Raw genomic sequence first — 22,758 nt, forward strand, 5'->3', positions numbered from 1 at the left:
CGGCCTATATTATAGACCCGCTACGTAGCTGAATCCCCACGAATACTCAGGCTGACTGTCGGCGACAAAACCAAGGTCTATCGCAAAACCCGGAAGCACGTCCGGATATATGCGAAAACCCGTATCGAAAATGAAACGCCCCGAATGATCGCTTGTGCCTATATTGTGCGGCTGCAAATATATGCCGCGGAAGTTCAGGTAGGGCGAGTCCCACATACCCTCTGCTATAAAACTTATATTCGGCGATAAGGCCATCTCCATACCAAAGAGGCCGGCTACCTTTTGATCGTCTTTAGTAATGCCTATTGTGCCGTCCACGAAACGGCCCGTATCCTGCTTGTAGATAAGCCTTTTAGTCGCAAGCAAAAAGTATTTGGTGCCGTTATTGACATCAGTAAACGGCTCGACATCCTGCATGTCGTTGAATACATCTCTCACAGCCAGAGCCAGGGCCGGACGTTTTTTTGTCTCGTCATAGACTCGCCACTTCGCGCTGAATGTGTTGAAGCTCTCGTTCGACAGGACAGGCTTAAAACCGTCGCCTGCCGTGAGCAGATCCCTTATATAGTTGCCCGATACCTCTACACGGTCTGAAATGCCGTATGTCAGAGTTGCACGGACCTGCCTATCAAGAAATCGACCGTTGCCTATAAACTCGGCGTGGCGGGACTCATTATATCCCATGGCAAGTTGACCGCGGCCCAAACTGCGCGCAGTCGGCACTACATATAGACCCGAAAGGCCATGCCAGGATGTGGTCGTTATCTGGTAAGTCTGCTGCTGAGCAAAACAAGCCGCACTCAGCGACAAGAGCATGACCAGACAAGTAAAAACCTTTCGCATCCGGCCTCCCCTACTACAATTTCATCGCGCTGATCTTGTCGGCGTCGATATGCTGTTCGTTTCTATATATGTTGATTACAATAGCAAGCCCGACTGCAGCCTCAGCGGCAGCCAGAGTTATTACAAACACCGCAAAGACCTGACCCGCGATCACAGGCAGCTTGAGATATGACCCGAATGCGACCAGATTGATATTGGCAGCATTGAGCATAAGCTCTATCGAAAGGAGCATGCCGATTGCGCTGCGGCGGACCATCATACCGAAGAGGCCTATGCAAAAAAGCATCGCGCCGACAGTCAGAATCCAGCTTATCGGAATACCATATGCGCTATGCATCTTCAGTATCCTCCTTGGCTATCACAACTGCGCCAATTAAAACAGCCAGCAGCACCACGGATGCAAGCTCGAATGGAAACACATAAGGCTGGAGCAAAGCAGTTGCGACCGCATCTATCCCAACGCCCGACTTTGCAGGCCCGCTTGCCGCAACATGCCTGACCCATACGGAGTTGGCGACGGTGACAAACAAAAACAAAAACATCACGCCAGCCGCGGCGGCTGCAAGCAGTGGATTGTAGATAGCCTGAGAAAAGCCGATCTTCATGACCCGGTGCGAAAGGAAAATCGCGAGAATGATCATTGTCGTGATCGCGCCGACATAAATCATCACCTGGACCGCTGCCAAAAACGGCGCGTTCATCAGTGCATAGATGCCTGCCACGCCGAAGAGCATAAGCCCAAGGCACAGAGCCGCGCGCAGTATATTCGGCAGCAGCACCACGCCGATGGCCGAGAGCACAGTGATGCCCGCCACGGCTATAAAGGCTACCTGGTATCCGGTTATATAGAATCCTAATATATGCATAATAGTTTATCGAGTCTAAAAGTCAAAAAGTTGGAAAGTCAAAAAGCACGGCAATGCTATTGATCACGGCAACTTTTAGACTTTGTGACTTTTTAACTTTCCAACTTAGTCTCAGGTTCAGGCGGAAGCTGGCCGCCGAGTTCATTTAACTTATCGAGATTGTATATCATTCCCTCGCGGGTGCGGCTTGCCAGCTCAAATGTTCGCGCCGGTCTGAGGCAGCCCTTAGGGCAGACCTCCATGCACAGCCCGCAAAACATACACCGCGATATATCTATGGAAAACTTCGCCGGTTTGCGGTCCTTGGGGTCTGTCTTGTCGACTTCCACTGTAATAATATGCTCAGGGCACATGCGAGCGCACGCACCGCACGCGATGCAGTCCGACCGACCGGTCTCCGGCCTCACAGGCAGCGTCGGCATTCCCCGATAGGCCTCGGGAAGCTGCGGTCTCTGCTCGGGATAAAGCTCGGTCACGCACGGGCGCAAAATGCTCCAGTTTATGGCAGTGACCTTAAGGCCCTTTATGATACTCACGAATGAGTTTTTTATATCACTGAGTATGGTAGACATTATTTATGCATCCAGAAAACCACATATGCGCCGGTAAGGAGCAGATTGACAAGCCCGGTCGGAATGAGAGCCTTCCAGGAGAGGTTCATAAGCTGATCGACACGCACACGAGGCAGGGTCGAACGGACCCACATGATGAAAACTACAAGCACCCAACACTTGGCCATAAACCAGAAAAGCGATACCGCTGAAAATGCTATCCCTGTAAGCTGGCCGCCGAGTATATGAAGAGGCGGCTGATATCCGCCTAAAAATAGCGTCGTGATTATCGCTGAAAGAGTAAACGATTCGGCAAACTCCGCCAGGAAAAACAGAGCAAACTTCATCCCCGAATACTCGGTGTTGAAACCGGCTACAAGCTCGGACTCGGCTTCCATAATGTCGAACGGTGTGACGTTGATCTCTGCAAGCCCGGCTATGACCAGCATCAGAAACGCCAGCGGCAGCATCGGAAAACCCGTAAACAAATCCCAGTGCCAGAACCCGCCTGATTGATTCGCAACTATCGTGTTGAGGTCGAGAGAACCGTTTATCAGCACGGGCACGACCAACGCGAGTATGATCGGGACTTCATATGAGATCAACTGCGATGCGCCTCGAAATGCGCCCAGCAGTGACCATTTGTTGTTCGACGCCCAGCCGCCGACTATGATCCCGATAACGCCGATAGATGAGATCGCGCTTATATACATCACGCCTACATTGAGGCTCTGGGCAGTGAGGCCCGCGCCGAACGGAATGACGACATAGACCAGATATGCGGGAATAAACACCAGTGCGGGAGCAATGGTAAAAAGCCATTTGTCCGCGCCTTTGGGAATGATATCTTCTTTTTGAAAGAGCTTCAGGGCATCCGCCACGGTCTGCGCCACGCCCCAGGGACCTGTCCGGTTCGGTCCAAGGCGCGATTGGATTCGGGCGATGACCCATCTGAGCTTGAGAACCAGATACAGCACTGCCACGAGCATAAATACAAGCACAACTACAGCTATTGCTATGAGTTTGCCCAACTCCAGCGCCAGATCAATGAGGATTTGGTTCATATTGCCCCTACAAGATTAAAGCGCCCTCCGGCAGTTACCGAAACAGCGCTTCTCATACGCACATCAACGGCTTAATTATATGGATGAAGAGCCTTGGTGTCAAGGCTCGCCCGCACGTTTAACTCCTGAACTCGCGGCCATCGAGCAGTATCTTGGTGATGTCGTAGTACATTTTCATGCGCGCGGAAAAGCCCTTTAGGAAACCCAGCTTCTCTTCTTTCATATGGTGGGTGCAGCCGGCAAGAGCAACGCGGCTGACTTTGAGGTTGCGGGAGCGAAAATACTTGGTGATGGCTGTTTCGACGCCCGAACGCACACCGTCGAGGCCGGGGATATCCAGAAAAACATCGCGGCGCATCGCCCGCTGGCCTGAGATATAGGGGGTGAGAAACTGCGCAAGGTCGGTCGGTCCTCTGCCGCCGTTGAATATGCCTATAGCCATATCCGCTTTGCCATTTGCGACGGGCTTGATGATGGCGTCCACCTTGTCGCCGTCCATGCCGACCAGATCGGCGTCAAGAAAAAGTATGACGTCCGCGTCGGTGCCGAGAGCGCCCGCGCGCATCGCCCCACCCTTGCCGCGGTTCGTCTCCAGGTTCATTACCCGCACGCCCGGATCGGATGAGACTAACTCATACGTGCCGTCTGTGGAGCCGTCACTGACCACGAGGATCTCGTCCACAAACTGAGCGTTCTTTATCGCTTCAAGCACGAGAGATATGCGATCTTTTTCATTATATGCCGGCACTATTGCCGCTACTTTCATGCTGCTACCTATTAACCGTTACTTATTATCAGTCGCCTTTTTACTGTTGCCTGTTACCTGTTTACTATTCTTCTCAATCTTTGCTTCTTCGGAGATATCGTTCCAGGCCTTCTGGAAGGTGCGGACAGTCCGGTCGCGGGCATTGCCCAGAAACTCCGCCGCATCTCCTACGATGTCTTTCGAAACATCATTCGCCGATTTAAGACGTTTCAAAGCCTTATCAAGTTCCACTTGAGCCTGCTGAGGTTTCTTTTTTGCTATCAGCTCTTTTGCGTTCTTAGCATAGCGCTGAGCCTCGGCAAGAGCGGTCACCAGATCGGTGCTCGAAGCGCTCTTTTCTTTATTCTGAACATGAACTTTGGCGGAGATGGCGCGGACCTCGCTTCTGAGCTGTTCTATGCGCCACTGGTCATAGCCGATTACCAGCAGGACTATTATAAAGAGTAAACATCCCATTCGTTTCATAGATCAGATATCCCCTATCCTGCAGCCATTATGTCTCTGTCGTCCTCGAGGGAGCGGACAAGCCTGGCAATAACTGTCTTGCCGCCGTAGACCTGTTCGCCCACACCGACGTTGAACTCCACATCATTCGAGAAGATCACCAGATCGACCTGACTGCCGCGCTCGATAAAACCGAGCTTCTGCGAGTAATCCAGTTTGTCGCCAGGCTCCACAAAACACCTGATCTTGGCTACGAACTTATCGGCAATCAGCACCACTGCCATCTTAAGACCATTGGAGTCTATGAAGATTGTATTACGTTCATTCTCGAGATGGTAGCGGCGGGCGAACATATCGACCATCTTCCTCAGCCACACCACTCTTATATATTCCCAAAGATCGAGCATAGGTAAATTGAGCTTTGCGCTGACCCGGTGAATCTTTTCGACCGTGCACGGCAGAGGCGTATAGTTAAAGTGGACATCGAGGGGTGACATATATATGCCTATCGCCCAGCCATTTTTCTCATCATAGTCGCAGCCGGTGATCTCGGGCAGAGGTATCTTCTCGCCCAGTTTCTCGGCATAGATCGAGTTCTCATTGACGCGCTTGATATAGACTACCCGGCCATCTGCGGGAGCAACAATCACGCCGTCGCGGCTGTCCGGCTGGCGAACAGGGTCACGATAGAACCACACACGGCGCAAAAAAGTGAGCGCACCCAGCCACAATATTGCTATTGCTATAAGTATATATACAAAAATCATGCCTGCTCTTTAAGACCTTTCCAGGCGTAATACGGCAGCCTCGGCACGAAATACGCCAAAAAACCGAATGTACCTTTTATGATATCTGTCCGCTGCCTCTTTTCGACCGGCCTCGGCTCGAACGTGCCGTTTCTATAACCATTGTCCATTGCGCTGTAAGCCGCCAAGAGCCCATCTTTCTCATACAAATCGCGCAAGTCATCGGAGGCGGTATGCGTCAGCAACTCGGTCGGAAAGTCGACAATAGACTTGAGTTCGTCTATCAGGCCCTTGGTCTCATCTATAATTCCCCTGCGGCAAATATCGTCACGCAGAGCGTTGTATCGTTCGATGTTGGGTTCAAGCGTTTCGTCCAGCTCGGCTATCGCCTTCACCGCCATAAGCAGTAATCGAATACGATTCATATCCCAACATGTGTCACATGCTCTCAGTTCGATCGTACCCAGTCGCTTGGATAAGATCACGTCCTGAAACCGCACTGTCCAATCACTCTTGATCGGCCCGATGGCGAACGACTTGAACATTCGATACGACTCGCCGAAATACCTGCCTTTGACCATAGGAGAATTGGCGGTAAACAAAGGGAGGATCGGCAGAAAATGTATCAGATTGCCGTAGAGCCGTCTTTTGTCTTCGACCCCGCCGATGTGAATGTGGATAGCGCAGGTGTTGGTGGGGGCATCATAGTTGATAAGGTGGCCCATAGGAACGACAAGGCCGGTAGTTACTGACGCAAGTTCGGCTCTGCGCCTAGCTAAGTCCTGTGTGAGTGACTCAACTTCCTCATGCACACCTGTGCTGATCTCGACTCCACTCACCCATCCCTGCTTAAGGTCCTTACCCCGGGCAAAATTGTGAGCAGAGTGGGTGTAGTAGAACCCCGGGTCCTTGGCAAGGAGCCTGGCCAGATAATAAAACGAATCGAACGTGGGGCGCTCGGGCTCGGTTATAAATACTTCTTCTTCAATTCCATATGTCGGCATCGTGATTCCAATTATATCAGCAGAGGGGATGACTGGCAATGAAATGTGCGCAGAGTTTTGTGCGCAGAGTTTGTTGCGATTCGGTTAGTTAGCCGCGCCACCAATCAAGGCGAACGCACCCATCCTAACAAGCTGCAAAATCAAGTCCAGATAATGTTCAATACCTGACATCTGGTCCATCGTAAATGCCACCTCAAGGTCGGACAGATCAATCTTTAGCCTTCTCACCGCCAAGCCCTCCGGATTCATTCTTTCACTATCACCCGCCGTGGAAGTCCACAGTTTACTAATAAGCAGTCAAACTTTTCTGGGTCGAAGCGCGGCACGATCCAGCGTTTCATATCTTCATATTCTTCATCGTCGGAGTCAGCCAGTACTCGGAGAAGCTCGGCATATCCGCCGATACCTCCACAATCCTCGGGAGGGCAGCGTCTTGCCCCGTCCAGACAGACAGGGTATCGTTCATCGGGTATGGGGTCGGATATTTGCTCAAGAAGCAGTGTGTGCTCCCAATTGTCGCCGAAATCATATCGGTAAAGGCATTTGTCGCCCTTTTTCGCAAGAGCCTGGGAGAGCTTAATTTTCGAACCGTCCTGGTGCCCGAGTTCATAGATATCATCCTCAATGGAATCGGGGTCTGTATACTCCACACCATCCACATCAAAACAGTACAGGTGGTAGTTTTCCCAACCCATCAATATCTGCAGCATGTCATGAAGTCTGGTGAGCTTCACGTCCGACCGAACCTGGAACCTGCGCCAGATGATCGGTTCGAGGTTGTTGAGACTTACTCTGAGTTGATATATTTGAGGTATTGCTGCCATTAGTTCCTTGCCCTCACGTATATTTTGTCGTGACTCATTTCACTATATCGGCTGAGATGCTGTAGCCGTGAACAGACCAGGTATTATTTCCCACAACATTTCTTATACTTTTTGCCACTTCCACATGGACAAGGAGCATTACGCCCAACTTTCGGCTTGACCTGCCATTGCGTGGTTTGCCAGGTCTGCTCGGTCGGCGATGTCGTTGTGAATCGTTGTGAGTCTTGAAAGCAAGCCCACCCGGCCATATCATGTGCTGTATCTTCAATAAAATGCTTATTGTTATCCTGGGCAAGTTTTGCCAGAGCGAAATATTTGCCTTTTTCCAGACACCAATTCACATCCTGCACCCCGATAAACGTGGTGTCGACAAGCCCATCGGAATACGCCTGCTCGATCTCCTCTGCCATCTCCCCTGGATACAGATCACAGCAATGGCTGACCAGACTGCTCCAAACGAAATCAAAGTTGCGCTCAAGCTTTCCATGAAACAGGCTCTGGAAGTATGCTATTATCTCACCGCGAGTCTTAACCTCTTGCGCCACTAGAACAACAAGAGCTTCTAGCGCTGCACTTCTCACATATTTATCGAGCTTCACATTTTCGACCATGCCGCATATCAAGCCAACATCGCCGCCACAAACAGACGCCAGCATTCGTCCCAAGTCCTCTGTGATGACATCACCCAGCGCCTGTTCAACCAATTTTTGGTCAGCGCTGACGAAATCCACCAGGATTGGATAAGAGCGCTTCTCGCGAAACTGTGCCAACAGATACATAGCGAAGATGTGACCCATGTAGTCTTCCTGAAGTGCAATGTCTTCGATATTGGTGGTCGCATTTTCAATTATGTGCATAAGCGCCGGGGTGATCTCTTCACGCTGCTTGATAGCCTCTGTCACTGCATGTTGTGGAAACACGCCGCTATTATAAGTCAACTCCGCAATGATTTCTTGTGTCGTCATTATCCGTTCCTCGTTACTTCCCGTACTGTGACCAGAATGCCGTCTTTCGCCCGTGAGCCTCACGCAGCAATACCTTATATGCTCCGTGATCCGAAAAATCCTTCCAATCATCGATACTACCATCAAGGGAATCAAGCTTCGTCAGATACCGGACACCATGATGGTAGTATTTCGAGACGCCTCTTGCGAGTATCGAGTCCAGAAGCGCCCGGTAGACCACAGTTGCCGCAAGATAACGTCCATCTTTCTCCATGCTCTCTGCCATCGGCAAAAGACCCGTGTAATAGCCGCCGTCCAATTTGTCCGAATGGTTCAGTAGATAACACTCCGCCTCGTCCATCCGGCCGATGTCAATCAGAAACGTGGCGTTGAAGTCATAATAACTATCCAAGCTCAGGATGCTCCTGACTTCATCCGCCACGACTTGCTCACGCCGGTCTTCTCCAATCACGGAGAGCAATTTCGTCAAATTGTCCTGGCTGCGGTATTCGTGAAAGATTTGCCAGGCCGTTTCCTTCGCTTTCTCTATATTTCCAAGTCCTGTATGTATACGCAGCATTAAGTCACTATGACCATATTCCCCAGCACGTTCCATCCAGGATAGCGCGGTTTTAGCGTCCCCTGTTTCCAAATAGGCTTGTGCAATATCGGGATACTGCCTCAGACTCAGTTGAGGACACGCCGCCCTCAGAGCTTCCTCGTACATAGGAGCATCCTTAAGATAACGCGCGATTGATGCCAAAGGATTAGACCAATGATATGAATATGGTTGTTCTCTGATTTTCTGCCTGATCCGGTCAGCCAATACACGAAGCATCTTCTTCGACAGAAATCTGTGCGTCGATCTGATAAGTTCAACCCGCACTCCATATTCATCCGATTCATAGAGCTTCATGAGTCTGTCGATTAAATGCGCCTTATCTGAGTAGTCAGACGCATAGCGGACGAACAGATCGCATGCGGAGCATTGAAATACCGTGCCGACATAGCCGCCAGAGTCGTCGCACTGCTCAAATATCTGCTCATCCGCTTCAAAGAACGCTATGACCTGCTCAAGTCCTACTTCGGGATCATCGCACCCTGCTTCCAGATCATCAAGCATCTGATCGAGTTCATGCGCAAAGCTCGACGCGCCTCGCCAGTCGATAAAGCGTCGTGTTCTTTTCAGCGCCGCGAGTTTAGACTTGAACGCTTTGACTTTTTCACTTGGGATTGAGACCATTCGCCTCACAACTCGATCCGCTTCATCGTCCCGTGATGCCAATCGAAGAATAGCGTCGGCCAATTCACAGGGGCCAAGGCCGATCAGTAGCTCACGGATATTGTTACTTTTCATTGATCATGCCGCGACCACACGAATGTGTCCGCGCTCCGCTTGGTAAGCCATATTCACATTATGTCATAATTGGTATGGTCAAACAAGCAGCATTTTTAATAATACAAAAATCGGGGAAGCGCTTACAATATGCTGCATATCTCACTTCGTGTCGAGTCCGTGCGCGGATGAAAATCGATCAGTAGAGTCGTTCTGCCTGGAACCGGGAGGACAATTGGTAAACGTGTTGGCTCAGCAGCAAGAACAGCTCGAATGGAATCAGGGCACGGAGCTTGAGGATAATGCTGCGGATTACGCGAATGCCACCGCACGTCTGCTAGCTGATCCGACAAACCACAACAGGCTTCTATTGGCATCTGAGCTCCGGCAACGTGGCGCGGCAGCGCGAGCTTTCGCAAGCCTACTCTATCCGAGCCTTGAACTATCTCTACAATGGAATCTGGTTAGGTTCTACAGCCCGCGCGTGTCGTACTGGCACTTTCTGCACAGTACTGACAAGCCTGGAGAACCGGTTTGGGCGACGGGCTTTTGGTCGATGGCACACCGTGGTGGCGAAAGCACTGGCATGGCCAGATGCCTTGATTTCTGCCCGAATCTAGAAGCTTGCGTGGGGCGTTGACGCATCAGCGCTTAAACGCTACAATCACAACAATGATCGTGCTTCAGTGCCAAGGACGTAATCAGTGAAAGTCATCTCGGTAAGCAGAAGAACTGACATACCGGCATTCTACTCGGAGTGGTTTGTGAACTGTATACGAGATGGCTACTTACGCTGGATCAACCCCTTCTCAAGACTGGTCCACAGGATATCGCTTCGACCAGAGGATGTGATAGCTTTCGTCTTCTGGTCGAAGAACTACGCTCCCCTCTTGCCTTACCTGGACGAATTGGACGCAAGCGGATATCGCATGCTCTTCCACTTCACAATCAATGGTCTGCCAAAGGTATTCGAGCCACGCGTTCCCGACGCGACAGCTATGGTAAAGTGCGCACACAGTCTCTCGCGTCGGTACGGCGCTGATACTGTCTTGTGGCGCTATGATCCAGTATTGATCTCCAGCATTACGGATAGGCATTACCATCTCGACCGCTTTCGCACGATCTGTGCGGCTATGGAGGGGGCGGTGAAGCGATGCTACTTCAGCTTCGCGGTATTCCACCATAAGGTAAAAAGAAACGCAGCGGCATTGCATAAGGAAACGGGCATAGCGCTACAAGATATTGCGGTCGCTGATCGCGTCGATATGGCAAACTTACTTGCTGACATAGCATCTGAGCATGGGATCAAGATGCTATCCTGCTGTGGTGATTACCTCGTTGGCGGAAAGATCAAGAATGCCCACTGCACGGATGCCGCGCTTCTGCACCGACTCTACCCGGAGCGAACTCGTCGGCTGATCGAGGCACCTACGAGAGAAGGCTGCGGCTGCTGCGAATGCACGTATATCGGCATGTATGATACGTGCGCTCATGGCTGCGTGTACTGCTATGCCAACTCGAGAGCGCAGACCGCCCTGCGTAGGTACGAGAGGCACGATCCCGCATCAGACATGCTTGGCAGAATTAGATTCGTACTCACCAGCGCCAGTTCGACCAAGATCGAGACACGCGACGACACTCGCAACCTTGTACTATATCTGTTTCCGCCCGATTCCGCAAACAGCAAATGATCACGCATTTCGCCCATAAAAAATTGCAAGCTGCAGAAGTTCTAACCCTCAGGTATCTCTCTAAACCCACCAGAACGCCGAGAAATTGTTCACTTTAGAGTCACACACCATCCGACAATGCTTTGGGTAATTCAGCAATTTCGCGAGGCTACAGCATTTGGTAATCAGCCCAAATATATCATACGAGACAACGACTGTATCTACGGCAGGAAAGTGCCAATGTTTCTCAGGAATTGCGGCATCGGAGGACTGCCTATCACTGCCCATGGCAAAATCCATATTGCGAGCAAATAATTGGAATTTTGCGCAGAGAACTACTTGATCAAATCACTCCAATTAACGAGCAGCACCTACATCGACTTCTGAAAGAATATATCTATAAGTATTACAACTCAATCAGAACGCATAGCAGCCTGAACAATAGGCCACCAATTGTTGATCCGTCGTTTGAGAAGCTGAAGCTTCAACCAAATGCCAAACTAATAACGGAGCCGATTCCGGTGGTCTGTATCATAGCTACCATGCGAAAGCTGCTCAATCAATCTTCCTAATGAACCTTACCCCTACTCGCCAAAAACTGATCCGGCGAACGCTTTGTTAGGTCTGCTTCTACTCGATTGCGGTAGCGCAATGCTCATCTTGCTTCTTATGACCGCTGAAAATCGTCTCAATGACTCATTACCTGGACTATATTTCGCTATATGCCAGGCCATCGTTGGCAATGCTGCTCGGATGGACTTTTTGCGAGTGACAACCGTTATATATGCGGAGACGAGCCCCCCGGCACTGACGCAGAGAGTTCACTAAGGTTCAAGAACTCTTTCTCCATTGACCGTTTTGAGGATTCCATCAAAAGCAACTTTGTCGCCGGTTCGATATCTGAACTGTCCGAGCACCTTGATTCCACGCACGCGATCGAGCTGTTCAACATAGCAACCATCAGAAAATACAGCGCTTACTATACCTTCAACACAAACGGATTTGCCATCAGTTTGGGCAAGTGCGTTGCTTATTGATGATGGGTTGACTGGAGCAAAACTGACCGTGAATGTACTTTGAACCTCTGAAGCCAGATCGACGTAAAGAAAATCGCCACAATAGTGCTGCGATATGACTGAATTCCCTGAGGCGACCGGGATGCCCGCGTCTCTGGTCTGTATCTTGACTTGATTGGCCTTAGTATTGGGCCTGTAAACCGTCACGTTCAGACTGCCGTCACCCTGTCGATCGTAATCAACCCATCCTTGTACAAAGTCTCGCAGTCTCAAAACCAGATCGTCCACACGGACGAATTTCACGGACTGCGATTTTAGATAGCTCATCGCCGAACGAATCTGTTCACATGTGTGTATTCCATTGGTGTATGAATCAGCCGTCGGATCCATTTCTGAATCATGAAAGAATCCATAATTGTAAAGACCGAACTTGAGGTTTTTTGCGTAATAGATCTTTAGATCTTGACAATAATCCTCACCGTAATTCTTGACGACATTGTCTGCAAGCAATGTCTGAGACAGACAAAATGGTGTTATGCTGCTGGCCGACAGATTCTGAACCCAAGTTCTGCACGTAGGCATCAACTGGGTCACAATGTTTGATCCTGAGGGCATAGTTGCTGCCCGTTGGTCATAACCCTGTGCGCCAAATATCAGTCCGGCTTGGTACATCTGATCAATTTGACTGGTCGATGGATTCATCAAACCTGAGAAATTGAGATAGTTTATAGTCTCTGGAATAATCGCTTTTTGTTCCTTAATTACTTCTGTCGTCTCGTACAAGACATCACCCAGGGAAGGCCAATCTTGCGGATGGCTTCGACTGTGTGACCCGCATACCGTCAGAGGATTAGCGTTCGTCACTGTATTCCACTCCGCAATACCGGAAGGTGCAATGTTGTTATATACCAGTAGGTCGACCAGTGGCATATTCATATCTAGCGACAGTTTATTTAGTTCGTCGATTGCTCTCAGATTTGTACCGCTGTGACAATGCACTTCAAACGATGCAATCGGCCTGCCGTCAATTCGATCATTCGCAAACCCGACGATGCCAGATTGCCCGTATCTCAGATAGCTTACTAGTTTTCCATAATCAATAACTGCCAATGCCTGGTTTCTGATCGAGTCCAACGCGCCTCCCTGCGGATACAGAAAGCCCAATACCTTATTACCAATGGTTATCTTCATTGCGGGTTGCTTAGTGAATCCGAAATCTTTAACCGACACATTCTGCCATACGGGATCTGAAATCTCCGGGTCTTTTTCAATTTCCTTGGGCACGATTGTGGCGCCGTTCGCATATCCACTTGTGCCAGCAGTCACATTGAAAAGAGTGAGGGCATAGCGCAAGTACTCAACCTGATTTCCACTGGAGTCAAAACGTCTATTGCACAGATCACCATTCAGGAATACCTTGCGGCCTTCACAGAGCGCTGCCTGGCACTTTGCAAGCACATCGAGTATGGGGTGAGGGGATGTGTGGCCGTTAAGTATTATGACATCATGATTGCCAAGCGACATAGTCAGGAACTTATTATAAGTGACAATGTCAAAAGGATAACCCGCACCAGCCAGGTCGGTTATGACATATGCACCGTTTGCATAATTGTAAACAGTAGGAACCTGCCCGGCATCCGTTGTGACCAGTAATACACGCTTTGATGTGATATCTGCATGTCCCACACCGAACAGACCTTGCGTTATTGCAATCACAATCAATACAAGCAGGCGTTTTTTCATTATTCGCATACCAATACCCCCACTTCTTTAGATTGATACTTGTGACGATTGTGAACCTGTATGATTACTGAAAATAACGACAGACATAGTTTTCGCTATTGGTATCAATCTTATCAATTATACCACATTACTACCAGACATTACTGCGCTTCCCCGCGCTTTGAATGAGCATATACAATGCCACCTCCACTGTGGCGTATGGTATAATCTGAAAGGATGCACACGTTCGTCATATAACTGCGGCCGGGATCTTGATGTGTGTCTTTCCAATCAGGTTGGGAAAAACAATTATCTAATAATCGGTAGCCCTTACCGATCCACAGGTGTTCATATGATAAACCGTCAACTGTTTCTCATGGTGCTTGTTATTTTGTTCGCAGCAAGCGGTCCAGGTGTTGGCAGTACCGAGAATATGGACTTGCTTCTGGGCCTTGGTGGATTTGAGCGCGGTTCAGATTTTGCCTGGCAATCCGCTTATTCAGGAAGTGATTACGATTGGAGCGCAAACTGCGCTTGGGTCAATCCCAATTCAAACCCCGATTGGAAAACCGGCTACGACGTATGTACAACCAATGACACCATAGCTGTCGGTTGGAGACGAATTTCGAGCATTTCCGTCAATCCTGCAAATAACCAGGTCTTCAAGCTCGTAGACGGCCAGGGTATTTCGTCCAGCAAAGCGCAGTATTTGGCTTTAAGAAATACTACAGGTTCCGCCTACACGATGCTTCGGTTCGGCAGACCTGTCTATACTTCTCTAAACCACGAACCAAAAGAAGGTGACACGGTCGTTTTTCGCATTGATAGCGTAAGAATGGCCGGCTTCGGCTCTCTTCCGACTGGTGCTGTGATATCCCCATGCATACAACTCTCATTCTCGACAAGCAGCAACTCCGATATATATACTCGAAAATTTGTGCCGTCTACTACTTCCTCCTCTGTGGAGGTGAGCGGAGTTGTGCCGAGCGGAGTCACCAACATAATGGTACAATTCAGGCTGGACGTGAATGCAAATCTCTCCGGCAAAGAGGTCGGAGCTTACATCGACGGTGCACACATATATATAAAACGATCCGCCACACCCACTGAGTATGCGACATGGGAGATACCGGCTTCCAAACCGCGGTCGATAAAGACAATACTGAAGTATTTTGACCCGAAGTCGCAGGACATTTATGAAACGGCTCAAAACTTCGACTATATACTGAGCAGTGACTCCAAACATATCTATAATGAGCAGTTCAGAGCCATAAACCCGAACGTTAAAATACTCTCATATAAGACGACTGCAATTACGAAAAACGATAGCCTAACTCCGGGCCTCGACCCATGGTATAGCGACGCTGGAGTACAATACAATTATGCCGTCAAGAATCACCCCGAATGGTTATATTCGGATGGCAACGGTGGATACGCAACTCAGGTGGCGTATCCAAATAACTGCTATGCCCATGTTGAAAACCAGGACTATCAGAAGACGTGGGCGGCAAATACAATTAAAACCGCACAGCGCAACAACTTCGATGGTGTATTTGTTGATGATCTGAATTACCAGACAGGCAACGGCGTAACCATCAACCCAGTGGACTGCCAGCGCTTTATGCATGAAATAATGCCTCTTTTTAAAGCAGCAGAGCTGCATGTCCAGCGCAATGGAGTAATGCATCTGGCTTATCAGAACACAAACCCGATCCAGAATATGGGGTGGATTATCAACAATCCGTTCTTTACAGTTTCGTCGAGTTATCCCGCATCCAGCGGCTACTCGAATAACAGTCCGTCCAGCGTCAGTGACACCTATTTTCAGGAGTATGCATTTATCAGAGTTCCCTATACTGTCGGCGTCGGGTTTGCCGGCAACGTTTATTCCAAGGAGTTCTGGCTGGCACAACTCCAGGATATGGACTTGCTTGCTACTTGGAATACCGGAGCCCTAGCATCACACAACACCACCAAGCTGATGGCTATGCACACTTACGGCGTCGATCAGAAAAGCGACCCGGCGGAAGGTCTCGACGGTTGGATGCATTTTGGGCTTACTAGCTATCTGTTGGCGCAAAACGACTACACTATGTTCGGCAGCCAAGAGCAAACAGACTATGCAAAGGTGTTGACCGACTACAGTGTAACTAAACAGCTCGGCGCGCCTGACGGCACGCACTTCGCCTATGGCGGAGACATCTACTGCCAATATCGGCGCTATAAAGCTAATGATGACGGTGGTGTAGGGGGAATAGTAATCGTAAATGCCAATTCTACCACCTCAAGGACATACACAATCGACTTCGATGCCACCGACGAATCTGGCAATGCGGTGTCAAGTGGTTCGAGAATCAAGCTGGCTCCTCATACTGGACGGATCTACTTTCAACGCCAACAAATGTCCGTGTCTTTGAGCACGAGCAGCAATACGGTATATGCTGCTCAGACAATAACAGTGACGGTTAACTATACCAACCAGGGCTCTCAAAAGCTCAGCAATGTTACACTTCGTGTCCAGGTTCCTAATGAGATGACCTACGTGACGGGCAGTGCGGAGAAGAGCGGTGGGACATACTATTCATCTACAAAAACTATTGTCTGGACTATTAGCTCCGTTGTTGCCAATGGCCATGGGTCACGGACATTTATGGCTACAATTAAGTGATCGCTGCATATTCTGTGGTGAAAGTGGTGAGCTGGCTATTCTGGTGTATGGTATAATTCTCAATAGATACCCTTCATTTTGTATCACACAATGCCGAGATTTAATATAGGTGCAACTACGAACTTTTCAGTATGGTGCTGCGTATAGAAGAGTAGTCTATAATCGTCAAGAAAGCTTTAGGAAGTGTACCGCGTTGGAATCTAGCCAGACAGTGCTTTGCAGCTCTCAACGTCTGACCGGTAGACAAAATACCTCAACGCATATGGCTGCGAGACCAGACTGGTCAATATCTGTTCGCCCACTATTCTGGACGATATAAAGGGCTGCCACGGCTTTATGTAGGGATGCTCTCTAATATCTGCCACACGGCAAATATCACGCAGGCTGCTCTCTGTCGTAGAAAAACATACGAATATGCTTGTTCTTCCAGGTCATAATACTGAGGTTCAAGTAGAAGCGGCAAGATCGACTACTCCATACCGTAAGTTGACCCTGTGTTCACTAAACTCGGTTTCGAAATCGCGAATAAACTAAAAATGCATAGTTGTGTTATCGATAGATTGTGGTGCAGCGGCAATGAAGCTAAGCTTTCTATTTGTTTCAAGTGCCGTCTATAACTGTCCTGGCCACTGGGATAGAAATTTGGAGTGGCATGAGGGTCAAATGTGGCCGGAACAGGCCCATGTAGAAGACTTCATAACAAGACTCAAAGAGAGGTTCAGCTAAAGTGGACGAAAAAATCTCGGTTATTGGACTTGGGTATGTTGGATTACCCGTCGCTATAGGGTTTGCTCAGAACTATCCTGACACCGTAGGGTTCGACATAAACGTCGAGCGTGTTGCGGAACTGAAGAATGGAAAGGACCGCACTCTGGAGGTTTCGCCTGAGAAACTGAAATCGTCTTCCATCATGTTTACGACTGATGTGGAAGACATGCGCGGATCGACAATACTCATAATTACTGTGCCAACTCCGACGGATATGAGCAAGCAGCCTGATTTGACTCCTCTGCGCAAGGCTTCAGAAACTGTCGGCAAAGTTCTCGGCAAGGGCGCAATTGTGGTGTATGAGTCAACCGTATATCCTGGTGTCACCAGAGAATTTTGCAGGCCGATTCTGGCCGAAGTCTCCGGTTTGAAGGCTGGAGAAGATTTCACTGTTGCATACTCGCCAGAGAGGATTAACCCCGGAGACAAAGAGCACACGCTGGAGACAATTACAAAGATCGTCTCTGCTGAAGATGAACCATCTCTCAAACGTGTAGCAAAAGCCTATTCGCGTATAGTGGCCGCAGGAATTCACAAGGCTCCGACGATCGAGACAGCTGAAGCCGCCAAAGTAATCGAAAACTCCCAGCGAGACATCAACATTGCTTTCATGAACGAGCTGGCTTTGATATTCGACCGCATTGGAATACGAACCACTGATGTAATTGAAGCCGCAAGCACGAAATGGAACTTCTTGAAGTTTGCGCCCGGATTAGTCGGCGGCCATTGCATAGGTGTTGATCCGTATTATCTGACAGCAAAAGCCGAACTTTTGGGCTACCACCCTGAAGTTATTCTGGCCGGACGCAGAATCAATGACAACATGGGCAACTATGTCGCGCAAAGGCTTATTAAGCTATTGATCTGTATCGGTGCCAGTGTCAGAGACGCAAAAGTAGGTGTGTTAGGCCTCACATTTAAGGAGAATGTGCCTGATTTGCGCAACAGCCGTGTACCGGATATCATCAACGAACTCAATGCATTCGGGGTGTTTCCTAAAGTGCACGACCCGCAGGCTTCTGCTGCTGAGGCAAAGAAGGAATATGGGGTTGACCTGTGCAACTTCGATGAGCTCAACAATTTGGACGCTCTGATCTTCGCCGTTCCTCACAAGGAGTATTGCAACAACACAGCCGATCTGATTAAACTCGTTAAGCCGGGCGGAATAGTGATGGATGTCAAGTCAGCATTAGACCCGAAGAGGGTCAAAGAAACGCACGTCTATTGGTCGTTGTAGTACTCAATGAACACGATGGCAGAGGAGAGCAGAATGCTGGATTCATACTACTCCAAGGTTCCAACAATTGTTAAGAGCTGCACTAAAGAAAATCTCATATGGGAATGCAATTTCTTGTTCGGAGATGTCAATCTGTCTGGATGTCAATTTTTGGACATTGGTGGCGGAGCAGGACTTGCATCATTTTATGCTGCCTGTGCTGGTGCATCTGAAGTAATTTGCTTGGAACCTGAGTCAGATGGCTGTACGCAAGGCATACGCAGGGATTTTGACGAGATTTCCTCTGCTCTCGGTACAAACAACACTCATCTTGTAAATTCCACTTTTCAAGCTTACGAAGCAAAGTCGAAAAAGTTCGGAGCCGTGTTTCTGAACGCCTCTATCAATCACCTGGATGAACCCGCCTGTGTAGACATCCTAACAAGTAATGATGCACGCAATACATACATCAGTCTTTTTAGGCGAATGGCTGACCTTACTCAAGACAACGGCTTGATAATCGCAAGCGACGTATCTCGGCACAATGTGTTCTCGTTTTTGGGATTGAAGAATCCAATCGCGCCTACGATTGAATGGCACAAACACCAGAGCCCAAGCACGTGGGCCAAGTTATTGAGAGAAGCCGGATATGAAGACATTAAGATTACGTGGTATACTCCACGCAGGCTCGGTGCTGCCGGACGAGTATTGCTTGGCAATGCTGCCATTGCTTGTATGATGATGAGTCGATTCAGGGTTTTGGCAAGAAAACTTCCGAAAAAGGCATAGTATTCGAAAAACGTCCAAGTTTTTGGCTATTATAAGGAACAAACAACAGACGCCCTTGTCGATTCCAAATTATCTGCTCTGGCCGGTTCGCTAAGGGTATCCGATAATACAGAACCGTAGCGCGAGCTGTTTTTTACATCATACATGAAGAAACTGCTGAAATCCATTTTTGTCCTGACGACTTCACAAGCTGCAGTTGCCGTTGTAAGTGTAATTCGCAACAAATTGCTGGCTCTGCTGCTTGGTCCCGAAGGTATTGGCCTGTTTGCACAACTTCAGTCGCTGCAGAACCTTTTGGCAAATGGTGTGCCAATGGGAATGCAGCTTGGTGCTTTGAAGTATATGTCAGCCAATCGTGCCAATGATAAAAGACGCTTATTGTCTACTATCTCAACATCAGCTAAAGCTTTTGCATTATTGTCGGCATTGACCACTGTTGTTTGCCTGATTTTAGCTAAGCCGATATCGGCTTGGAGCGTTGGCAACGCCAATATGTATCTTTATGTAATGACGGCGATTTTGGGCGTTCCATTTATGATCCAAACCCAGTTGTGGCAGAATTATTTGCGGGCGGGTCTTGAGATGAAGGAATATTCGGCAACGATGGTGATTACATCATTGATCGGGCTGCCAATTGTAGTTCCTTTGGTTTTGCTGTGGAAACAAGCTGGCGCAGCCGCTCATTTGCTGATCATTGCAATTGTTGGTTATATAGTTGCAAAACTATATACAAACAGGTCTATGGGATCTGAGCTGAATCGCAGAGTCGAATCAGCGTCATTTGACAAGAAACTGTTGATCAATCTGATGCGATTTGCCGCAGGCAACTTTCCTGTGTTTGCCATTGATCTTGTGGTTCCATTTATTATTCGTGTACAGATAATCAGAGATATGGGACTTGATGCAAATGGGATTTACCAGGCTGCTTTTGCCATATCAAGCCAGTATCTGGTTATGCCGCTCAATGCGATAGGAATATATGTATTTCCAAAAATCAGCCAGATGGCCGACTTGAAGCAGATAAATAAAGAGATCAACGACGCCCTCAAGATCAGTCTTCTGTTTTGCACATCAGGAATATTGGTAGTGTTGTTGTTCCGTGACGTGTTTACATCACTCCTCTTTTCAAAGAAGTTTCTGCTGGCAGCCAGTTTGATGAGTTGGCAGTCCATCGGAGACTTTCTGAAAAGTATCACAATGGTTTTACAGTATCCGATGCTGCCTCTTGAGCGATTTAGAGCACGGGTAGTAATAAACCTGCTGCGCAACACATTGTTTATGATCGTTTTCTACTTGCCGAAAACAAACATGAGGCTCGAAGGTGCAGTGTGGGCGTATGCAGCAAGCTGGCTGTTTGAGTTTATTGCGATCTATTTGTATACACATCACACAAATGGATTTACTTTTACGGGCAGAAACAAGTTTCTGTTGCTGACAAGCACTTCGGCTGTAGCATGGTTGGCATTCAGCAACGTTACCGACCCAAGGTGGAGATTGATAGGTGCATGTATCTTGGGTTTGTGGACTGCCACGTCACTTAACATGGAAGACCTGCATAAGATCAGAGAAACTGTGATTAGTAAGATAAAAGGAGCAGTCAATCCAGATGATTAAAGTGACCATTGTGGTAGTCAGCTTCAATACACGCGAATTGCTGGATAGGTGCATTGCGTCTGTTTTGGAAGCGTCACCCAACGTAGAAAAAGAGCTTATCGTTGTTGAAAACGCTTCTTGCGATGGAAGCCGCGAAATGCTTGCTGAGAAATACCCGATGGTGCGGATCATCGCTAATGACAACAATCGCGGCTATGCACCGGCCTGCAATCAGGGACTGCGTGAGGCACGTGGTGAATACGTTTTTGCTCTGAACTCAGACGCATTTCTTGTCAAAGATGCGCTTTTCACTATGGTCAAGTATATGGACTCCAATCCTGAGGTCGGCGCACTTGGACCTAGGTTGCTTAACGCCGACGGCAGCATTCAACATGGATGCGCCCGCAGATCTCACACGTTTTTATCACAGCTTGTTTCGTTAATCCCATGGTTTTCACTAGTGCCGGTTGTGCGAGAATATTGTGGACGCCATATGCCGCTTGATTTTTATAAGCAAACGAACAACGTGGATGTAATATGTGGTGCGGCATTGTTTATGCGCAAAAGCACATTGGAGAAGATCGGGTATTTTGACGAAGGACTCATAGTAAATAGTGACGATCAGGAATGGTGCAGGCGGGCTCGCATGGCCGACTGCAAACTGGTATACTTAGCTGAGGCGGAAGTAATTCACATTGGGTATGCGAGCAGAGGGTTTGACCCCTGTCATATGCATTATTGGAATGTCAGATCATTATTCAGACTGTATGACATCATGTACACATGGCCTGCATCTGTCATGTTAAAATGCATGATGATGACTAATATTACGTTGGTGACACTGCGCAACGCTGTCGTAGCGCCGTTTAGTACAAAAAGACGAAAGCAAGCAGCATTCTTGTGGACACTGCTTGCCGATACGTCCAAACTTGCATGGCGCAGACCGAAGTGAAGCGCAGCCATTAATTATCAATGAGAAGATCGGAACCACTCTGCAGTAGCTCTTATTCCATCCTCGAGTTTCCATTCTGGTTTATAACCGAGCCTGCTTGATGCTTTCTTGATCACGGCATCGGAAAACCGCACGTCACCGGCTCTAGGCGGCTCATATTTGGCGGGAATATTGGTTCCCAGCACATCCTGCACGGTCTGCAGCAACTTGTTGACGGTAACTGGCACGCCGCCAGCGACATTGAAATGCTCTCCCACAATGCCTTCGCCTTCCACAAACCCAGCAGCATATGTACAATGCACGCAATCTGCGACAAATGTAAACTCACGGCTCTGTTCTCCATCACCGTAGATTGTCGGACTTTCTCCCTTTGAAAGTGCGTCAAAGAATCTAGGTACGGCCGCTGCATACTGGCTGTTTGGATCCTGTCTGGGACCGTAGATATTGAAATACCGCAGCGCGACTGTCTCAAGTCCGTACAGCCAGGCAAACTGCCGGACGTATGTTTCTGCGGCCATTTTGGTGTTCGCATATGGAGACATCGGCATTGGGTGCTGCGATTCTTCACGCGGCAACGTCGGGTTTGCGCCATATACACTGCTGGACGACGAAAAAACGAACCGCTTTGCGCCCGCATCTCTTGCCGCAACGAGCATATTCAATGTGCCGGTCGCATTTGCATTGTGGCTTGTGAGAGGATCGGCTATTGATCTGGGCACGGAACCAACAGCGGCCAGGTGCCAAACGCGTTCTACACCGGTGCAGGCTTTCTTGCAGAATTCCAGGTCGCTTACGTCGCCTTCGAGCAGTTCAATGGAGTCGCCAAGGTGAGCCAGACTAGCCAGTTTGCCTGAAAACAGATTGTCTGCAACCCGCACATCGCAACCATTTTTCACCAATGCATCTACCAAATGCGATCCGATAAATCCCGCTCCACCTGTTACAAGAACCTTCATGAATAATCTCCTTAAAAATG

21 protein-coding genes are annotated in these 22,758 nt (G+C 48.8%); 6 read left to right on the forward strand and 15 right to left on the reverse strand.

Annotation, left to right across the window (positions count from 1 at the left end; translation table 11 throughout):
- Positions 1–9 precede the first annotated feature (9 nt).
- The 13 genes from ABFD83_06145 to ABFD83_06205 form a co-directional block, all read right to left on the reverse strand.
- Positions 10–843, reverse strand: a complete 834-nt coding sequence (locus tag ABFD83_06145) for a hypothetical protein (protein ID MEN6356650.1) — start codon at positions 841–843, stop codon at positions 10–12.
- A 13-nt stretch (positions 844–856) separates the two neighbouring features.
- Positions 857–1,180 carry an NADH-quinone oxidoreductase subunit NuoK gene (nuoK, locus tag ABFD83_06150; protein ID MEN6356651.1) on the reverse strand — a complete coding sequence of 108 codons (324 nt, stop codon included), beginning with the start codon at positions 1,178–1,180 and terminating at the stop codon, positions 857–859.
- Complete coding sequence (locus ABFD83_06155) at positions 1,173–1,709, reverse strand: NADH-quinone oxidoreductase subunit J (protein ID MEN6356652.1); 537 nt, start codon at positions 1,707–1,709, stop codon at positions 1,173–1,175. Before ABFD83_06155 ends, nuoK begins: the two co-directional genes overlap by 8 nt.
- A 92-nt stretch (positions 1,710–1,801) precedes the next feature.
- Complete coding sequence (locus ABFD83_06160) at positions 1,802–2,281, reverse strand: NADH-quinone oxidoreductase subunit I (GenBank protein ID MEN6356653.1); 480 nt, start codon at positions 2,279–2,281, stop codon at positions 1,802–1,804.
- The gene (gene nuoH / locus ABFD83_06165) at positions 2,281–3,324 is read right to left on the reverse strand and encodes an NADH-quinone oxidoreductase subunit NuoH (GenBank protein ID MEN6356654.1); all 1,044 of its coding nucleotides are present in this window, start codon (positions 3,322–3,324) and stop codon (positions 2,281–2,283) included. The genes ABFD83_06160 and nuoH overlap by 1 nt, the downstream gene beginning before the upstream one ends.
- A 118-nt stretch (positions 3,325–3,442) precedes the next feature.
- Positions 3,443–4,090 carry a glycosyltransferase family 2 protein gene (locus tag ABFD83_06170; protein ID MEN6356655.1) on the reverse strand — a complete coding sequence of 216 codons (648 nt, stop codon included), beginning with the start codon at positions 4,088–4,090 and terminating at the stop codon, positions 3,443–3,445.
- Between the two features lie 18 nt (positions 4,091–4,108).
- Positions 4,109–4,555: a hypothetical protein gene (locus ABFD83_06175; protein ID MEN6356656.1), complete on the reverse strand. Its 447-nt coding sequence runs from the start codon at positions 4,553–4,555 to the stop codon at positions 4,109–4,111.
- 14 nt (positions 4,556–4,569) lie between these two features.
- Complete coding sequence (locus ABFD83_06180) at positions 4,570–5,301, reverse strand: phosphatidylserine decarboxylase (protein ID MEN6356657.1); 732 nt, start codon at positions 5,299–5,301, stop codon at positions 4,570–4,572.
- Positions 5,298–6,284 carry a hypothetical protein gene (locus ABFD83_06185; protein MEN6356658.1) on the reverse strand — a complete coding sequence of 329 codons (987 nt, stop codon included), beginning with the start codon at positions 6,282–6,284 and terminating at the stop codon, positions 5,298–5,300. The genes ABFD83_06180 and ABFD83_06185 overlap by 4 nt, the downstream gene beginning before the upstream one ends.
- A gap of 84 nt (positions 6,285–6,368) precedes the next feature.
- Complete coding sequence (locus ABFD83_06190; protein MEN6356659.1) at positions 6,369–6,512, reverse strand: hypothetical protein; 144 nt, start codon at positions 6,510–6,512, stop codon at positions 6,369–6,371.
- A 17-nt stretch (positions 6,513–6,529) separates the two neighbouring features.
- Positions 6,530–7,108, reverse strand: a complete 579-nt coding sequence (locus ABFD83_06195; protein MEN6356660.1) for a plasmid pRiA4b ORF-3 family protein — start codon at positions 7,106–7,108, stop codon at positions 6,530–6,532.
- 83 nt (positions 7,109–7,191) lie between these two features.
- A complete protein-coding gene (locus ABFD83_06200; protein MEN6356661.1) occupies positions 7,192–8,073 on the reverse strand; it encodes a DUF1186 domain-containing protein in 882 nt (293 codons plus the stop codon).
- A gap of 13 nt (positions 8,074–8,086) precedes the next feature.
- On the reverse strand, positions 8,087–9,409 hold the full coding sequence (locus ABFD83_06205) for a DUF6880 family protein (protein MEN6356662.1): 1,323 nt from the start codon (positions 9,407–9,409) through the stop codon (positions 8,087–8,089).
- 683 nt (positions 9,410–10,092) lie between these two features.
- Between ABFD83_06205 and ABFD83_06210 the strand changes: the two genes are divergently transcribed.
- Positions 10,093–11,079, forward strand: coding sequence for a DUF1848 domain-containing protein (locus ABFD83_06210; GenBank protein ID MEN6356663.1), 987 nt, complete (start codon positions 10,093–10,095; stop codon positions 11,077–11,079).
- Positions 11,080–11,882: 803 nt separating this feature from the next.
- Here ABFD83_06210 and ABFD83_06215 read toward each other — a convergent pair.
- Positions 11,883–13,826, reverse strand: a complete 1,944-nt coding sequence (locus ABFD83_06215) for a hypothetical protein (GenBank protein ID MEN6356664.1) — start codon at positions 13,824–13,826, stop codon at positions 11,883–11,885.
- A gap of 403 nt (positions 13,827–14,229) precedes the next feature.
- Here ABFD83_06215 and ABFD83_06220 point away from each other — a divergent pair, with 403 nt between their 5' ends.
- From ABFD83_06220 to ABFD83_06240, 5 genes are all read left to right on the forward strand, one after another.
- Complete coding sequence (locus ABFD83_06220; protein ID MEN6356665.1) at positions 14,230–16,464, forward strand: putative glycoside hydrolase; 2,235 nt, start codon at positions 14,230–14,232, stop codon at positions 16,462–16,464.
- A 727-nt stretch (positions 16,465–17,191) separates the two neighbouring features.
- Positions 17,192–18,469 (forward strand): nucleotide sugar dehydrogenase, encoded by a 1,278-nt coding sequence (locus ABFD83_06225; GenBank protein MEN6356666.1) that lies wholly within the window; start codon positions 17,192–17,194, stop codon positions 18,467–18,469.
- Positions 18,470–18,475: 6 nt separating this feature from the next.
- Positions 18,476–19,237 (forward strand): class I SAM-dependent methyltransferase, encoded by a 762-nt coding sequence (locus tag ABFD83_06230; GenBank protein MEN6356667.1) that lies wholly within the window; start codon positions 18,476–18,478, stop codon positions 19,235–19,237.
- 144 nt (positions 19,238–19,381) lie between these two features.
- Positions 19,382–20,851: an oligosaccharide flippase family protein gene (locus ABFD83_06235; GenBank protein ID MEN6356668.1), complete on the forward strand. Its 1,470-nt coding sequence runs from the start codon at positions 19,382–19,384 to the stop codon at positions 20,849–20,851.
- Entirely contained in the window at positions 20,844–21,782 is a 939-nt protein-coding gene (locus ABFD83_06240) for a glycosyltransferase family 2 protein (GenBank protein ID MEN6356669.1), read from the forward strand. The genes ABFD83_06235 and ABFD83_06240 overlap by 8 nt, the downstream gene beginning before the upstream one ends.
- Positions 21,783–21,799: 17 nt before the next feature.
- Here the strand turns inward: ABFD83_06240 and ABFD83_06245 are convergent, their stop codons facing one another.
- Positions 21,800–22,738, reverse strand: coding sequence for an NAD-dependent epimerase/dehydratase family protein (locus ABFD83_06245; GenBank protein ID MEN6356670.1), 939 nt, complete (start codon positions 22,736–22,738; stop codon positions 21,800–21,802).
- Between the last annotated feature and the right edge of the window lie 20 nt (positions 22,739–22,758).

The organism is Armatimonadota bacterium (assembly GCA_039679645.1).
Taxonomy (GTDB): Bacteria; Armatimonadota; UBA5829; order UBA5829; family UBA5829; genus UBA5829.

Excerpts from the sequence above, each read along its gene's own strand:
- ABFD83_06145 (MEN6356650.1), bottom strand. The coding sequence starts at position 843 with ATGCGAAAGGTTTTTACTTGTCTGGTCATGCTCTTGTCGCTGAGTGCG.
- nuoK (MEN6356651.1), bottom strand. The coding sequence starts at position 1,180 with ATGCATAGCGCATATGGTATTCCGATAAGCTGGATTCTGACTGTCGGC.
- ABFD83_06155 (MEN6356652.1), bottom strand. The coding sequence starts at position 1,709 with ATGCATATATTAGGATTCTATATAACCGGATACCAGGTAGCCTTTATA.
- ABFD83_06160 (MEN6356653.1), bottom strand. The coding sequence starts at position 2,281 with ATGTCTACCATACTCAGTGATATAAAAAACTCATTCGTGAGTATCATA.
- nuoH (MEN6356654.1), bottom strand. The coding sequence starts at position 3,324 with ATGAACCAAATCCTCATTGATCTGGCGCTGGAGTTGGGCAAACTCATA.
- ABFD83_06170 (MEN6356655.1), bottom strand. The coding sequence starts at position 4,090 with ATGAAAGTAGCGGCAATAGTGCCGGCATATAATGAAAAAGATCGCATA.
- ABFD83_06175 (MEN6356656.1), bottom strand. The coding sequence starts at position 4,555 with ATGAAACGAATGGGATGTTTACTCTTTATAATAGTCCTGCTGGTAATC.
- ABFD83_06180 (MEN6356657.1), bottom strand. The coding sequence starts at position 5,301 with ATGATTTTTGTATATATACTTATAGCAATAGCAATATTGTGGCTGGGT.
- ABFD83_06185 (MEN6356658.1), bottom strand. The coding sequence starts at position 6,284 with ATGCCGACATATGGAATTGAAGAAGAAGTATTTATAACCGAGCCCGAG.
- ABFD83_06195 (MEN6356660.1), bottom strand. The coding sequence starts at position 7,108 with ATGGCAGCAATACCTCAAATATATCAACTCAGAGTAAGTCTCAACAAC.
- ABFD83_06200 (MEN6356661.1), bottom strand. The coding sequence starts at position 8,073 with ATGACGACACAAGAAATCATTGCGGAGTTGACTTATAATAGCGGCGTG.
- ABFD83_06205 (MEN6356662.1), bottom strand. The coding sequence starts at position 9,409 with ATGAAAAGTAACAATATCCGTGAGCTACTGATCGGCCTTGGCCCCTGT.
- ABFD83_06215 (MEN6356664.1), bottom strand. The coding sequence starts at position 13,826 with ATGCGAATAATGAAAAAACGCCTGCTTGTATTGATTGTGATTGCAATA.
- ABFD83_06220 (MEN6356665.1), top strand. The coding sequence starts at position 14,230 with ATGGACTTGCTTCTGGGCCTTGGTGGATTTGAGCGCGGTTCAGATTTT.
- ABFD83_06230 (MEN6356667.1), top strand. The coding sequence starts at position 18,476 with ATGAACACGATGGCAGAGGAGAGCAGAATGCTGGATTCATACTACTCC.
- ABFD83_06235 (MEN6356668.1), top strand. The coding sequence starts at position 19,382 with ATGAAGAAACTGCTGAAATCCATTTTTGTCCTGACGACTTCACAAGCT.
- ABFD83_06240 (MEN6356669.1), top strand. The coding sequence starts at position 20,844 with ATGATTAAAGTGACCATTGTGGTAGTCAGCTTCAATACACGCGAATTG.
- ABFD83_06245 (MEN6356670.1), bottom strand. The coding sequence starts at position 22,738 with ATGAAGGTTCTTGTAACAGGTGGAGCGGGATTTATCGGATCGCATTTG.